The following is a 14244-nucleotide window of genomic DNA, read 5'->3' on the forward strand; positions in this document are numbered from 1 at the left end:
CCCACCTTGGAACCCTGATGAAGCCTCAACTGATCGCCGCCGCGGAACTCGACCGTCTCGAGACCTGGCAGAAATATTCCGCCCACATGTGCGGTGGCTGCGTGTCCAGCTGCTGCACGCTGCCGGTCGAGGTGAAGATCAAGGACCTGATCCGCATTGGCATCGTCGATGAGTTCGAGCGCGGCGACCCGCCGAAGAACATCGCCAAGCGTTTGCAGAAGGAAGGCATCGTCGAGCGCTTCAATTCCAAGTCGGAAATATTCACCCTGCAGCGCATGAGCAATAACGATTGCCTGTACCTGGATCGTAAGACGCGTTTCTGCACTATTTATGACAAGCGCCCGGACACCTGCCGCAACCACCCCAAGATCGGCCCGCGCCCAGGGTATTGCGCGTACAAGCCGAAGGAAGTGGTGCGCGAAACCAAGTTCAAGACCCTCGACAAGTTCTGATCCCAAACCCACCCCTTTGGCAAGCGGGCCTGCTCTGATGAACGAGCTCGCTGTGATGAACGAGCCTCTTGTGATGGGCGGGCTTGTTGTGGCGAGCGGGCTTGCCCCGCGTTGGGCTGCGCAGCGGCCCCTCCTGGGATAGGTACGTTGTTTCAGGCAAACCGAGGTGTTTGGGTTTGGGGCCGCTTCGCAGCCCAACGCGGGGCAAGCCCGCTCGCCACAACAAGCCCGCTCGCCACAAAAGCCGACACCCCCCAATAAGCAGGCATAAAAAAACGCCCCCGGCCTTTCGACCGGGGGCGTTTTTCATTCAGCCTGAGTTAACTCAGTTCTTGGCTTTCTTGGCAGCGCGGGTACGCTCGCCTTCGTCCAGGATCTTCTTACGCAGGCGGATCGACTTCGGCGTCACTTCGCACAGCTCGTCGTCCTGGATGAATTCCAGGGCCTGTTCCAGGGTGAAGCGAACAGGTGGAACCAGGGCGATGGTTTCGTCTTTACCCGAAGCACGCATGTTGTCGAGCTTCTTGCCTTTGGTTGGGTTGACGCCCATGTCGTTGTCACGGCTGTTCAGACCAACGATCTGGCCGTTGTAGATCTCTTGACCGTGTTCAACGAACAGCTTGCCACGCGCCTGCAGGGTTTCCAGGGAGTAGGTCAGTGCCTTGCCGGTTTCAACCGATACCAGAACACCGTTCTGACGGCCGGACATGTCGCCGGACTTCATGGTGTCGTAGCGATCGAAGATCGAGGTCAGGATGCCAGCACCGTTGGTCAGGGTCAGGAACTGGTTACGGAAACCGATCAGACCACGAGCAGGGATGTTGTATTCCAGACGTACACGGCCTTTGCCATCCGGCACCATGTTGGTCAGGTCGCCCTTACGCAGGCCCATCTCTTCCATGACCTTGCCCTGGGATTCTTCAGGGGTGTCGATGGTCACGTTTTCGAACGGTTCCTGCTTCACGCCGTCAACCTGACGGATGATCACTTCAGGACGACCAACGCCCATTTCGAAGCCTTCGCGACGCATGGTTTCGATCAGTACCGAGAGGTGCAGCTCACCACGGCCGGAAACCTTGAACTTGTCAGCCGAGTCGCCTTCTTCAACGCGCAGAGCAACGTTGTACAGCAGCTCTTTGTCCAGACGCTCCTTGATGTTACGGGAGGTCACGAACTTGCCTTCTTTACCGCAGAATGGCGAGTCGTTTACCTGGAAGGTCATGGAAACGGTTGGCTCGTCAACGGTCAGGGGCTTCATCGCCTCGACAGCGTCCGGGTGGCACAGGGTGTCGGAGATGAACAGCGAGTCCATACCGCTGATGCACACGATGTCGCCAGCAGCCGCTTCTTCAACGTCGATGCGGTGCAGACCGTGGTGACCCATCAGCTTCAGGATACGACCGTTGCGCTTCTTGCCGTCGGCGCCGATAGCGACAACCGGGGTGTTCGGCTTGACGCGGCCACGAGCGATACGGCCAACGCCGATAACACCCAGGAAGCTGTTGTAGTCCAGTGCGGAGATTTGCATCTGGAACGGACCGTCACGGTCAACAGCCGGCGCAGGTACGTTGTCGACGATCGACTGGTACAGCGGGGTCATGTCTTCAGCCATGTCGGTGTGGTCCAGACCGGCAATACCGTTCAGGGCCGAGGCGTAGACGACTTTGAAGTCCAGCTGTTCTTCGGTAGCACCCAGGTTGTCGAACAGGTCGAAGATCTGGTCCAGAACCCAGTCCGGACGCGCGCCTGGACGGTCAACCTTGTTGATGCACACGATCGGACGCAGGCCGGCTTCGAACGCCTTCTTGGTCACGAAACGGGTTTGCGGCATAGGGCCGTCTTGAGCGTCAACCAGCAGCAGAACGGAGTCAACCATCGACATTACGCGTTCTACTTCGCCGCCGAAGTCGGCGTGGCCCGGGGTATCCACGATGTTGATGTGGTAGCCGTTCCAGTTGATAGCGGTGTTTTTTGCCAGGATGGTAATACCGCGCTCTTTTTCCTGGTCGTTGGAGTCCATCACGCGCTCGTCGTTGAGCTCGTTGCGCTCCAGGGTGCCGGATTGACGCAGGAGTTTGTCTACCAGGGTGGTTTTACCATGGTCAACGTGAGCAATGATGGCGATGTTACGTAGATTTTCGATCACTTGTGTATCTCGATCAGAGGATTCGGTGTGCTGACAGGTCGTGGCAGCGATTAACAGTAGAGTCAGGCCTTGCCGTTACAGCTTGACGGCAGAGTCGGGGGGCCGGTGACGCAGGCCACAGGCAAACAGCCCCGGGCTCTTAGCTCGGTCGATAAACGCGCACATTGGCATACCCCTCACTGAGCAAATGGTGAGCATGCAGGCGACTCATCACGCCTTTGTCGCAATACAGCAGGTACTGACGGCTGTTATCCAGTTCCTTGAAACGCGCGTTCAATGCATAGAACGGCAGCGTTTGTACGTCGATGCCGGCGATCTCCAGCGGCTCATCTTCAGCGGCATCCGGGTGACGGATGTCGACGACGATCTGGCCGGCCAGGGCTTCGCTGACTTCTTCGATCTGCACATCCTGGCCCAGTTCATCGATGACACGATCGATCGGGACCAGCTTGGCGTTCTCGAGCGCACGCTCCAGAATCGCCATGTCGAATTCTTTTTCTTCATGCTCCACGCGATGACGCTTGGCGTGGGTCTTGGGGTTCACCGAGATGACCCCGCAGTACTCGGGCATGTGCTTGGCAAAGTCGGCGGTGCCGATCTGCTCTGCCAGGTCGATGATGTCCTGCTTGTGGCTGGCGATCAGCGGACGCAAGACCAGCTTCTCGGTGACGCAATCGATGATCGACAGGTTCGGCAGCGTCTGGCTGGACACCTGGGAGATCGCTTCACCGGTCACCAGCGCGTCGATCTGCAATTGATCGGCGATTCGGGACGCAGCGCGCAACATCATACGCTTCAATACTACGCCCATATGACTGTTATCGACTTTGCCGAGAATTTCGCCCAGCACTTCCTCGAACGGCACGCTCACAAATAGCACGCGCTGGGAGCTGCCGTACTTCTTCCAGATAAAGTGCGCGACTTCCATCACGCCCAATTCGTGTGCACGCCCGCCCAGGTTAAAGAAGCAGAAGTGGCTCATCAGGCCGCGGCGCATGATCTGGTAGGCCGCCACCGTGGAATCGAAACCGCCGGACATCAGCACCAGGGTCTGTTCCAGGGCGCCCAGCGGGTAGCCGCCGATGCTGTCGTGCTGGCTGTGGATCACAAACAACCGTTGGTCGCGAATTTCCATGCGCACTTCAATTTGCGGCGCCTTGAGGGAAATTCCGGCGGCGCCGCACTCGCGACGCAGCTTGCTGCCGACGTATTTTTCGACATCCATGGAGCTGAACGGGTGCTTGCCGGCACGCTTGCAGCGCACCGAAAAGATCTTGCCTTCCAGCGCGCTGCCGTAGTGCTGCTTGCACTTTTCGGTGATGTCGTCGAAGTCGCCCAGTGGGTACTCGTCGACCTGCAGGAAATGCGCGATGCCCGGCATGCAGCTCAGGCGCTCAGTCATATCCTTCAAGGCTTTGGCGTCGGTTACGCGGGTTTCCAGCTCGAGGTTGTCCCACACGCCGTTCACCACCACAGCCGGGTCCAGATCGCGGAGCACGGCACGGATGTTCTTGGCCAACTGACGGATGAAACGCGTCCGTACCGGTCGGCTCTTGATGGTGATCTCGGGGAAGACTTTAACGATTAATTTCATGGAAACAGCGCGCGCAGGGCCTGCCGAAAAAGGGGGGCGCGGATTATAGCGGAAATCGCTCAAGGTTTAACCAGTTAATATGCATCAGCCGCTTCACGCACCAAAACGGGTCATTTATAGAAATTAACGCTACATTGCAGTGCGTTATTTATTCCGTTTCAGCGGATTGCACCTTTATAGGGGCCATTTTGAAGCAAAAAGGCCATGTTGGCGCACTGGCATGCAATTTGCTCTCTTGTGAGGCAGGTTGCCATGGCGGAGTATCCGCGCCGGCATCACCCACATTCTAAGGGCTAACTCCACTACCCCAGCCCGAAGCCACCCGGAGGACACCATGTCGAAGTCGGTTCAACTCATCAAAGATCATGACGTTAAATGGATTGATCTGCGCTTCACGGACACAAAAGGCACTCAGCACCACGTGACCATGCCGGCTCGCGACGCGCTGGATGATGCTTTCTTCGAAGAAGGCAAAATGTTCGACGGCTCCTCCATCGCCGGCTGGAAAGGCATTGAAGCTTCCGACATGATCCTGATGCCGGACGACAGCACTGCCGTACTGGACCCGTTCACCGAAGAAGCCACCCTGATCCTGGTGTGCGACGTGATCGAGCCTTCGACCATGCAGGGCTACGACCGCGACCCACGTGCGATCGCCAAGCGTGCCGAGGAATACCTGAAGTCCACCGGTATCGGTGACACCGTATTCGTAGGCCCAGAGCCAGAATTCTTCATCTTCGACCAAGTCAAGTTCAAGTCCGACATCTCCGGCTCGATGTTCAAGATCTACTCCGAACAAGGTTCGTGGATGTCCGACCAGGACGTGGAAGGCGGCAACCATGGCCACCGTCCAGGTATCAAAGGCGGCTACTTCCCGGTTCCACCGTTCGACCACGACCACGAAATCCGTACCTCCATGTGCAACGCCATGGAAGACATGGGCCTGGTCATCGAAGTGCACCACCACGAAGTGGCCACTGCCGGCCAGAACGAAATCGGTGTGAAGTTCAACACCCTGGTTGCCAAGGCTGACGAAGTTCAGACCCTGAAGTACTGCGTACACAACACTGCCGTAGCCTACGGCCGTACCGCTACCTTCATGCCTAAGCCACTGTACGGCGATAACGGTTCGGGTATGCACGTTCACCTGTCCATCGCCAAAGAAGGCAAGAACACCTTCGCTGGCGAAGGTTATGCCGGCCTGTCCGACACCGCCCTGTACTTCATCGGCGGTATCATCAAGCACGGTAAGGCCCTGAACGGCTTCACCAACCCGTCGACCAACTCCTACAAGCGTCTGGTCCCAGGCTTCGAAGCACCAGTGATGCTGGCCTACTCGGCTCGCAACCGTTCTGCCTCGATCCGTATTCCTTACGTGTCCAGCCCTCGCGCTCGCCGTATCGAAGCACGCTTCCCGGATCCAGCAGCCAACCCGTACCTGGCCTTCGCTGCCCTGGTAATGGCCGGCCTGGACGGTATCCAGAACAAGATCCACCCTGGCGACGCCGCCGACAAAAACTTGTACGACCTGCCGCCTGAAGAGGCCAAAGAGATCCCACAAGTGTGCGGCAGCCTGAAAGAAGCCCTGGAAGAGCTGGACAAGGGCCGTGCGTTCCTGACCAAAGGCGGCGTATTCAGCGACGACTTCATCGATGCCTACATCGAGCTGAAAAGCGCAGAAGAAATCAAAGTACGCACCTTCGTACACCCACTGGAATACGAGCTGTACTACAGCTGCTGATCCGGTAGCGCTGCGTAACGCGGCGTGATGAAAAAGACCTCCTTCGGGAGGTCTTTTTTTTGCCTGCACATCATGAAAAATGCAGCCTCGGGCTCTCGCGTGATTGCGCCGCATCCAGTACCTGTTGTATTGACTGACACTGCCATCGCGGGCAAGCCCGCTCCCACAGGAGATCGCCTTTGAAGCTTCGACTTGCCTCTGTCCTATTATTTATCAGCGCCAATGCACTCGCCGCCCCACCGACCCTGGAGCCTTTGCTCAACAGCATCGCCGAACGCCTGGAGATTGCCGATCAGGTCGCGCTGAGCAAGTGGGACAGCAAAAAGCCCGTGGAAGACAAGAAGCGCGAGCAAGAAGTGATCGCCAGCGTCATCACCCAGGCGCCAACCTACAAGCTGGCGCCCGCCGCCGCCGAGCAGTTTTTCTCGGCGCAGATCGAAGCGAACAAACTGGTGCAATACACCCATCTGTCCGACTGGCAGTTCCAGGGCAAGGCGCCGGACGATCCGCGACCGGACCTGGTCAAGCAGATCCGCCCGAAACTGGATGAACTGCAAAAACGCCTGCTGCAGCAACTCGCCGACTTCACCCCGCAGCGCACCGACGCGCAGTGCCCGCAATGGCTCGCCTCAGCCGTGCATGAGCCACTCAATGATCCGCTGCGCCAACTGGCAATGATCCGCGCCACCGCCGAGCTGTGCATCAACAAAGGCTAAAAGCTGCAACCCCATCAAAACTGTGAGAGCTGGCTTGCCTGCGATAGCGCAGGCAAGCCAGCGCCTCCATGCGCGCAACCTTTCAAGTCATCCCCTCACTTCCTGAACAACCTTCACAAAACCGCACTATATTGGTGCGATAGGCTGCACCCTTCCCACCTGCCCAGCCCATTTTGGTTCGATTCTTCCCGATCAAGCTGGCAGAACGCCACAGTTTCGCGCCTAAAACCCCTATTTCAGGGCTTTAACGCTTCTTTTCGGAGCCTTGGTTTGGTTTTTGCATTTTCCTTGTATCAGCGTGTGCCTCAAGCCCGCGCCATGCTCCAAAAGAGGTCCTGATGACCATCAGCGATGCACTGCACCGTTTGCTACTCGACAACCTGACCACCGCGACCATTCTGCTCAATGACGATCTGCGCCTTGAGTACATGAACCCGGCGGCGGAGATGCTCCTGGCCATCAGCGGCCAGCGCAGCCATGGGCAGTTCATCAGCGAGCTGTTCACCGAATCGGCCGAAGCCTTGAGTTCGTTGCGCCAGGCGGTGGAGCAGGCACACCCGTTTACCAAGCGCGAGGCAATGCTCACGGCCCTGACCGGCCAGACGCTGACCGTCGACTACGCCGTGACCCCGATCCTGAGCAACGGCGCCACCCTGCTGCTGCTCGAAGTCCACCCCCGCGATCGCCTGCTGCGCATTACCAAGGAGGAAGCGCAGTTGTCCAAGCAGGAAACCAGCAAGATGCTGGTGCGCGGCCTGGCCCACGAGATCAAGAACCCCCTCGGCGGGATTCGCGGCGCGGCGCAGCTGTTGGCCCGTGAGCTGCCGGACGAGAACCTTAAGGACTACACCAACGTCATCATCGAGGAAGCCGACCGCCTGCGGAACCTGGTGGACCGCATGCTCGGCTCCAACAAGCTGCCGTCGCTGGCGATGACCAACGTGCACGAGGTGCTGGAACGTGTCTGCCAACTGGTCGAAGCCGAAAGCCAGGGCTGCATCACCTTGGTGCGCGACTACGACCCGAGCATTCCCGACGTCTTGATCGACCGCGAGCAGATGATCCAGGCGGTGCTCAATATCGTGCGCAACGCCATGCAGGCCATCAGCAGCCAGAACGAACTGCGCCTGGGCCGCATCAGCCTGCGCACCCGTGCCCTGCGCCAATTCACCATTGGCCACGTGCGCCATCGCCTGGTGACCAAGGTCGAGATCATCGACAACGGCCCGGGCATTCCTGCGGAACTGCAGGAAACCATTTTCTTTCCCATGGTCAGCGGCCGTCCGGACGGTACCGGGCTGGGCCTGGCCATCACCCAGAACATCATCAGCCAGCACCAGGGTCTGATCGAATGTGAAAGCCATCCTGGCCACACCACGTTCTCGATCTTTCTGCCTCTGGAACAAGGAGCCCCATCGACATGAGCCGTAGTGAAACTGTCTGGATCGTCGATGACGACCGTTCTATCCGCTGGGTCCTCGAGAAAGCCTTGCAACAGGAAGGCATGACCACCCAGAGCTTCGACAGCGCCGACGGGGTGATGAGTCGCCTGGCTCGCCAGCAGCCGGATGTGATCATCTCCGACATCCGCATGCCCGGCGCCAGTGGCCTGGACCTGCTGGCACGGATCCGCGAGCAGCACCCGCGCCTGCCAGTGATCATCATGACTGCGCACTCGGACCTGGACAGCGCTGTCGCGTCCTATCAGGGCGGTGCTTTTGAATACCTGCCCAAGCCGTTCGATGTGGACGAGGCGGTGGCGCTGGTCAAGCGCGCCAACCAGCACGCCCAGGAACAGCAGAACCAGGAAGCGCCACCCGCCCTGACCCGCACCCCGGAAATCATCGGCGAAGCGCCGGCGATGCAGGAAGTGTTTCGCGCCATCGGGCGTTTGAGCCACTCCAACATCACCGTGCTGATCAACGGCGAGTCGGGTACCGGTAAAGAGTTGGTGGCCCATGCCCTGCACCGTCACAGCCCACGGGCCGCGTCGCCGTTCATTGCCTTGAACATGGCGGCGATCCCCAAGGACCTGATGGAGTCCGAGCTGTTCGGCCATGAAAAAGGTGCCTTCACCGGCGCAGCCAACCTGCGTCGCGGACGCTTTGAACAGGCCGACGGCGGCACGTTGTTCCTCGACGAAATCGGCGACATGCCGGCCGACACCCAGACGCGCCTGCTGCGTGTATTGGCAGACGGTGAGTTCTACCGCGTCGGCGGGCACACGCCGGTCAAGGTCGACGTGCGTATCATCGCCGCGACGCACCAGAACCTGGAAACGCTGGTGCACGCGGGCAAATTCCGTGAGGACTTGTTCCACCGCCTCAACGTGATCCGCATCCATATTCCGCGGATGTCGGACCGTCGTGAAGACATCCCGACCCTCGCCCGCCACTTCCTCAGCCGCGCCGCCCAGGAGCTGGCCGTCGAGCCGAAGCTGCTCAAGAGCGAGACCGAGGAATACCTGAAGAACCTGCCGTGGCCAGGCAACGTGCGCCAGCTGGAGAACACCTGCCGCTGGATCACGGTGATGGCTTCCGGGCGCGAAGTGCACATCAGCGACCTGCCGCCGGAGCTGTTGAGCCTGCCACAGGACTCGGCGCCGGTGACCAACTGGGAACAGGCGCTGCGCCAATGGGCCGACCAGGCCCTGGCTCGCGGCCAGTCGAACCTGCTGGACAGTGCCGTGCCGGCCTTCGAACGGATCATGATCGAAACCGCCCTGAAACACACCGCCGGCCGCCGCCGCGATGCCGCCGTGCTGCTGGGCTGGGGCCGCAACACCCTGACGCGCAAGATCAAGGAGTTGGGGATGAAGGTCGATGGCGGGGATGATGACGAAGGTGATGAGGCCTGATCACTCATCCCTGATCCACTGAAGATCTAATGTGGGAGCCGGGCTTGCCCGCGATGGCGCTGTGTCAGTCACTGGATATATCGACTGACACAGCGCCATCGCAGGCAAGGCAGCTCCCACATTTGTTTTGTACCAGACTAACGACCGTGCACCGCTTCAATGCACCATGAACCGGCATCGGGCACGTATCCCAAGCGCAAAACAGCCACCTGATTAAGAAAAAACCAAATCGCAAAAACACCAAAGCCCCGTATTCCGGGGCTTTGCGCTTTCTGGCAATTTTTTTTGGCACACATTGCAAACTCTGGCACGCGCCCTGCAATAACCCTTGTACTACCCAGTTTCGGGGACCTTGGTACAGGCAGGCCGAGAATCCCCTCTTTACACCCGGGGTGCTTGATGCGAATCGCGTCGCGCTCCACACCGCTTTGGGGAACCTCGGTACAGGCAGGCCGGGGATTCCCTCTTTAACACCGAAGCCGTAATGGCTTCACCCCGTTTTGGGAGCCCTGGTACAGGCAGGCCGGGAACTCCCTTCTTTACACCCGGGGCTTATGTGGCACAGCGCCCATAGCCCCAGCCCGTTTTGGGGACCTTGGTACAGGCAGGCCGGGGATTCCCTCTTTTATTGCTCTTGGAGATGGATCTCCAGCCGCCAGCGGCCATCGGCCTTCTCCCCTTTCCACTCCCCGCGCAATGGCCGAGCCGCCACCAGGTTCAGCAGCAAGCCGCCATCGGTCTTGCGCACGCGCCAGTTCACATCCTTATCGTTGACCTTGAGTTGCCCACCGGCCGCCTTGCCTTGCGCATCAAACAGCAGCGCCACGGTGCCATCAACCAACTCGCCGTGCAGCTTGGGTTCGCTGTTGAACCACACCACCACGCCGTCGGCCACTGTCTCGACCTGCTGCAATTGGACCGGGTCAGGGGTGGTCAGGCGGCCGATCATCAGGCCGATCATCAGGCCAACAATCGCCAACGAGCCCATGACCTTCGGGAATAGCTTCGGCCTGGGGTCTTCTTCAGGGGTAGAATGCAGCGCATCTTTGCCTTCGGAGCCGTGCATGTTTCACGTCATCCTTTTTCAACCAGAAATTCCGCCGAATACCGGCAACGTTATCAGGCTGTGCGCCAACAGTGGCTGCCACCTGCATTTGATCGAGCCGCTGGGCTTCGACATGGACGACAAGCGCCTGCGCCGCGCCGGCCTGGACTACCACGAGTATGCCACCCTGCAGCGTCACGCCGACCTGGCCAGCTGCCTGGAAAGCCTGGGCCAGCCACGCCTGTTCGCGTTCACCACCAAGGGTTCGCGGCCGTTCCATGACGCCAGCTTTGCCGAAGGCGACGCCTTCCTGTTCGGCCCGGAAAGCCGGGGCCTGCCGGCCGAGGTGCTCGACGCCCTGCCCGACGGCCATCGCCTGCGTTTGCCGATGCGCGAGGGCTGCCGCAGCCTGAACCTGTCCAACACCGTGGCCGTCGCGGTTTACGAAGGCTGGCGGCAATTGGGGTTCAAGTAACACTGCATAACGAATGTGGGAGCGGGCTTGCTCGCGAAAGCGGAGTGCCAGTCAACAAGGATATCGACTGAAGTACCGCATTCGCGAGCAAGCCCGCTCCCACATTGGATCGGCGTCGTTGCTCAGAACAGCTTACTGAACCGTTGGCGAGCCTTCCTGTTGCATGCGCTGCAGCTCTTGGGCGTACAGGGCATCGAAGTTCACCGGCGCCAGCATCAGTGCCGGGAACGAGCCACGGGTGACCAGGCTGTCCAGGGTCTCACGGGCATACGGGAACAGGATGTTCGGGCAGAACGCGCCCAGGGTGTGGCTCATGGACGCTTCGTCCAGGCCCTGGATCAGGAAGATGCCAGCCTGTTGCACTTCAGCGATGAAGGCCACTTCTTCGCCGTTCTTGACGGTCACCGACAGGGTCAGCACGACTTCGTGGAAGTCGCCTTCCAGTGCCTTTTGGCGAGTGTTCAGGTCCAGCGCAACGCTTGGGGTCCATTCCTGGCGGAAGATCGCCGGGCTTTTCGGCGCTTCGAACGACAGGTCGCGCACATAGATACGCTGCAACGAGAATTGTGGGCCTTGAGCTTCTGCGGCTTCGGTGTTCTGTTGGTCAGTCATCTCAGATCCTTGATCTTGGGGTCTTTTAGGGGTTGGGAGTCAGACGAGCAGCAGCGCATCGAGTTTACCCGCGCGCTCCAGGGCGAACAGGTCATCGCATCCACCGACATGTTTGGCGCCGATCCAGATCTGCGGCACGGACGTGCGCCCCGCCTTCTGGGCCATTTCGGCGCGCACCTGGGGCTTGCCGTCGACCTTGATCTCTTCGAAGGCAACACCCTTTTTCTCCAGCAAGGCCTTGGCCCGCATGCAGTAAGGGCACCAATCGCTGGAATACACGACAACCTGGCTCATATCACTTCACCAGCGGCAGGTTATCGGCCTTCCAGCTGCCGATACCGCCGGACAGTTTGGCGGCGGTAAAACCGCTCTTGAGCATCTCGCGGGCGTGGGTGCCGGCGTGCTGGCCTTGGGCGTCGACCAGGATGATGGTCTTGGCCTTGTATTTTTCCAGCTCGGCCAGGCGCGCGATCAGCTTGTCCTGCGGAATGTTCAGGGCGCCAACGATATGACCGGCGGCAAATTCCTTGGCCGCACGGATATCCACGACAACGGCCTCATCCTTGTTGACCAGCGCGGTCAGCTCCGACGTGCTCAGGCTGCGGCCACCGCGGCTCAATTCATGAGCGATCAGCAGCGCCAGCAGGATGACGAAGGCACCCGCGAGCAGGTAGTGGGCAGTGGCAAATGCAATCAGGTGATCAACCATCAAGGAGGTTCCAGGGCGTTAAAATGGCGGTAAGTATACACAGCCGCCAAGGGGGGCCAACCCCCGTAAAGCGGTGACGTGGTCGGAACTTCGCTTTAAACTGCCACTCCCTTTTCAATTGTCTTCCTTTATTAACGCCGCGAGAGGATCTATGACTACTACGCCTAAACCTTTGGTCCTGATAATTCTCGATGGCTTTGGACACAGTGAAAGCCACCACGACAACGCCGTATACGCGGCCAGGAAGCCCGTGCTCGACCGCCTGGTCGCCACCGTTCCCAACGGCCTGATCTCCGGTTCCGGCATGGACGTGGGCCTGCCGGATGGCCAGATGGGCAACTCGGAAGTCGGCCACATGAATCTCGGCGCCGGACGAGTGGTCTACCAGGACTTCACCCGCGTGACCAAATCGATCCGCGATGGCGACTTCTTCGAGAACCCGACCATCTGCGCAGCAGTCGATAAAGCCGTCGCGGCCGGCAAGGCCGTGCACTTCATGGGCCTGCTCTCGGACGGCGGCGTCCACAGCCACCAGGACCACCTGATCGCGATGGCCGAGCTGGCCTTCAAGCGCGGCGCCGACAAAATCTACCTGCACGCCTTCCTGGACGGCCGTGACACTCCGCCGAAAAGCGCGCAATCCTCCATCGAGCTGCTCGACGCCACCTTCGCCGCCCTGGGCAAGGGCCGCATCGCCAGCCTGGTCGGCCGTTACTTCGCCATGGACCGCGACAACCGCTGGGACCGCGTGGCACAGGCCTACAACCTGATCGTCGACGGCCAGGCCGAATTCAACGCCGCCACCGCCCAGGAAGGCCTGGAAGCCGCCTACGCGCGTGGCGAGAGCGATGAATTCGTCAAGGCCACCACCATCGGCGAGCCGGTGAAAGTCGAAGACGGCGACGCTGTGGTGTTCATGAACTTTCGCGCCGACCGTGCCCGCGAGCTGAGCCACGTCTTCGTCGACGCCGGTTTCAAGGACTTCGAACGCGCGCGCCAGCCGAAAGTCGAGTTCGTGATGCTCACCCAATACGCCGCCAACATCCCGGCCCCGTCGGCTTTCGCCCCGGGCAGCCTGGAAAACGTGCTGGGCGACTACCTGGCGAAAAACGGCAAGACCCAGCTGCGGATCGCCGAAACCGAGAAGTATGCCCACGTGACCTTCTTCTTCTCCGGCGGGCGCGAAGAGCCGTTCCCGGGCGAAGAGCGCATCCTGATCCCGTCGCCAAAGGTCGCCACCTACGACTTGCAGCCGGAAATGAGCGCGCCGGAAGTCACCGACAAGATCGTCGACGCCATCGACAACCAGCGTTATGACGTGATCGTGGTCAACTACGCCAACGGTGACATGGTCGGCCACAGCGGCAACCTCGAAGCCGCCACCAAGGCGGTGGAATGCCTGGACCTGTGCGTCGGCCGCATCGTTGACGCGCTGGAGAAAGTCGGCGGCGAAGCGCTGATCACTGCCGACCACGGCAACTGCGAGCAGATGTCCGATGAATCCACAGGGCAAGCCCACACTGCCCACACCACCGAGCCAGTGCCGTTCATCTACGTCGGCAAGCGCGACCTGAAAGTGCGCGAAGGCGGCGTGCTGGCGGACGTGGCGCCGACCATGCTGAAGCTGATGGGGCTGGAGAAACCGAAAGAGATGACCGGCACTTCGATCCTGGTCTAAGTTTCGGATACACCCCAAAACAGTGTGGGAGCGGGCTTGCCCGCGATAGCGGTAGATCAGCAGATATTCATATGGCTGACCCACCGCCATCGCGGGCAAGCCCGCTCCCACATTGGTTTTGCAGAGTTTTCAAAGATGTCGTTTTGCCATACCGGCGCCACTCGGCACCTATCTTGCCTTCCAGCCCGAATTGGGCGTTTTTTTTGCGGCGCTTGGCGG

The 14244-nt window shown here is 59.9% G+C and carries 13 protein-coding genes; 7 read left to right on the forward strand and 6 right to left on the reverse strand.

All coding sequences use genetic code 11. The features are described from left to right. Positions 1-17 precede the first annotated feature (17 nt). Positions 18-452, forward strand: coding sequence for a YkgJ family cysteine cluster protein (locus tag C9990_RS29585; protein ID WP_017529542.1), 435 nt, complete (start codon positions 18-20; stop codon positions 450-452). Between the two features lie 325 nt (positions 453-777). Here the strand turns inward: C9990_RS29585 and typA are convergent, their stop codons facing one another. Both typA and thiI read right to left on the reverse strand, forming a co-directional pair. Next, entirely contained in the window at positions 778-2598 is a 1821-nt protein-coding gene (typA, locus tag C9990_RS29590) for a translational GTPase TypA (protein ID WP_058423717.1), read from the reverse strand. A gap of 139 nt (positions 2599-2737) precedes the next feature. Beyond that, on the reverse strand, positions 2738-4192 hold the full coding sequence (gene thiI / locus C9990_RS29595; protein WP_106805397.1) for a tRNA uracil 4-sulfurtransferase ThiI: 1455 nt from the start codon (positions 4190-4192) through the stop codon (positions 2738-2740). Positions 4193-4526: 334 nt separating this feature from the next. Here thiI and glnA point away from each other — a divergent pair, with 334 nt between their 5' ends. From glnA to ntrC, 4 genes are all read left to right on the forward strand, one after another. Next, positions 4527-5933 (forward strand): type I glutamate--ammonia ligase, encoded by a 1407-nt coding sequence (gene glnA, locus C9990_RS29605; RefSeq protein WP_065899824.1) that lies wholly within the window; start codon positions 4527-4529, stop codon positions 5931-5933. Between the two features lie 179 nt (positions 5934-6112). Next, positions 6113-6649, forward strand: a complete 537-nt coding sequence (locus C9990_RS29610) for a chorismate mutase (protein WP_106805398.1) — start codon at positions 6113-6115, stop codon at positions 6647-6649. Between the two features lie 338 nt (positions 6650-6987). After that, the gene (gene glnL, locus C9990_RS29615; protein ID WP_016979130.1) at positions 6988-8073 is read left to right on the forward strand and encodes a nitrogen regulation protein NR(II); all 1086 of its coding nucleotides are present in this window, start codon (positions 6988-6990) and stop codon (positions 8071-8073) included. Beyond that, the gene (gene ntrC / locus C9990_RS29620) at positions 8070-9506 is read left to right on the forward strand and encodes a nitrogen regulation protein NR(I) (RefSeq protein WP_008435682.1); all 1437 of its coding nucleotides are present in this window, start codon (positions 8070-8072) and stop codon (positions 9504-9506) included. Before glnL ends, ntrC begins: the two co-directional genes overlap by 4 nt. 625 nt (positions 9507-10131) lie before the next feature. Here ntrC and C9990_RS29630 read toward each other — a convergent pair. Beyond that, positions 10132-10572 (reverse strand): hypothetical protein, encoded by a 441-nt coding sequence (locus C9990_RS29630; protein WP_065899819.1) that lies wholly within the window; start codon positions 10570-10572, stop codon positions 10132-10134. On the opposite strand from C9990_RS29630, the gene C9990_RS29635 reads away from it, so the two are divergent. Further along, entirely contained in the window at positions 10571-11026 is a 456-nt protein-coding gene (locus C9990_RS29635) for a tRNA (cytidine(34)-2'-O)-methyltransferase (RefSeq protein ID WP_058413147.1), read from the forward strand. The two genes, C9990_RS29630 and C9990_RS29635, sit on opposite strands and share 2 nt — an antisense overlap. A gap of 132 nt (positions 11027-11158) precedes the next feature. On the opposite strand, the gene secB is transcribed toward C9990_RS29635, so the two are convergent. The 3 genes from secB to C9990_RS29655 are packed head-to-tail and all read right to left on the reverse strand — an operon-like array spanning position 11159 to position 12347. Continuing rightward, on the reverse strand, positions 11159-11638 hold the full coding sequence (gene secB, locus C9990_RS29645; protein WP_065899817.1) for a protein-export chaperone SecB: 480 nt from the start codon (positions 11636-11638) through the stop codon (positions 11159-11161). A gap of 39 nt (positions 11639-11677) precedes the next feature. Next, a complete protein-coding gene (grxC, locus tag C9990_RS29650) occupies positions 11678-11932 on the reverse strand; it encodes a glutaredoxin 3 (protein WP_065899814.1) in 255 nt (84 codons plus the stop codon). Between the two features lies 1 nt (position 11933). Continuing rightward, complete coding sequence (locus C9990_RS29655) at positions 11934-12347, reverse strand: rhodanese-like domain-containing protein (protein ID WP_065899812.1); 414 nt, start codon at positions 12345-12347, stop codon at positions 11934-11936. 151 nt (positions 12348-12498) lie between these two features. Here C9990_RS29655 and gpmI point away from each other — a divergent pair, with 151 nt between their 5' ends. Then, on the forward strand, positions 12499-14025 hold the full coding sequence (gene gpmI, locus C9990_RS29660; RefSeq protein WP_106805400.1) for a 2,3-bisphosphoglycerate-independent phosphoglycerate mutase: 1527 nt from the start codon (positions 12499-12501) through the stop codon (positions 14023-14025). Positions 14026-14244: the final 219 nt, after the last annotated feature.

It is taken from the genome of Pseudomonas sp. S5D5, from assembly GCF_003013355.1.
Lineage (GTDB): Bacteria > Pseudomonadota > Gammaproteobacteria > Pseudomonadales > Pseudomonadaceae > Aquipseudomonas > Aquipseudomonas aylmerensis.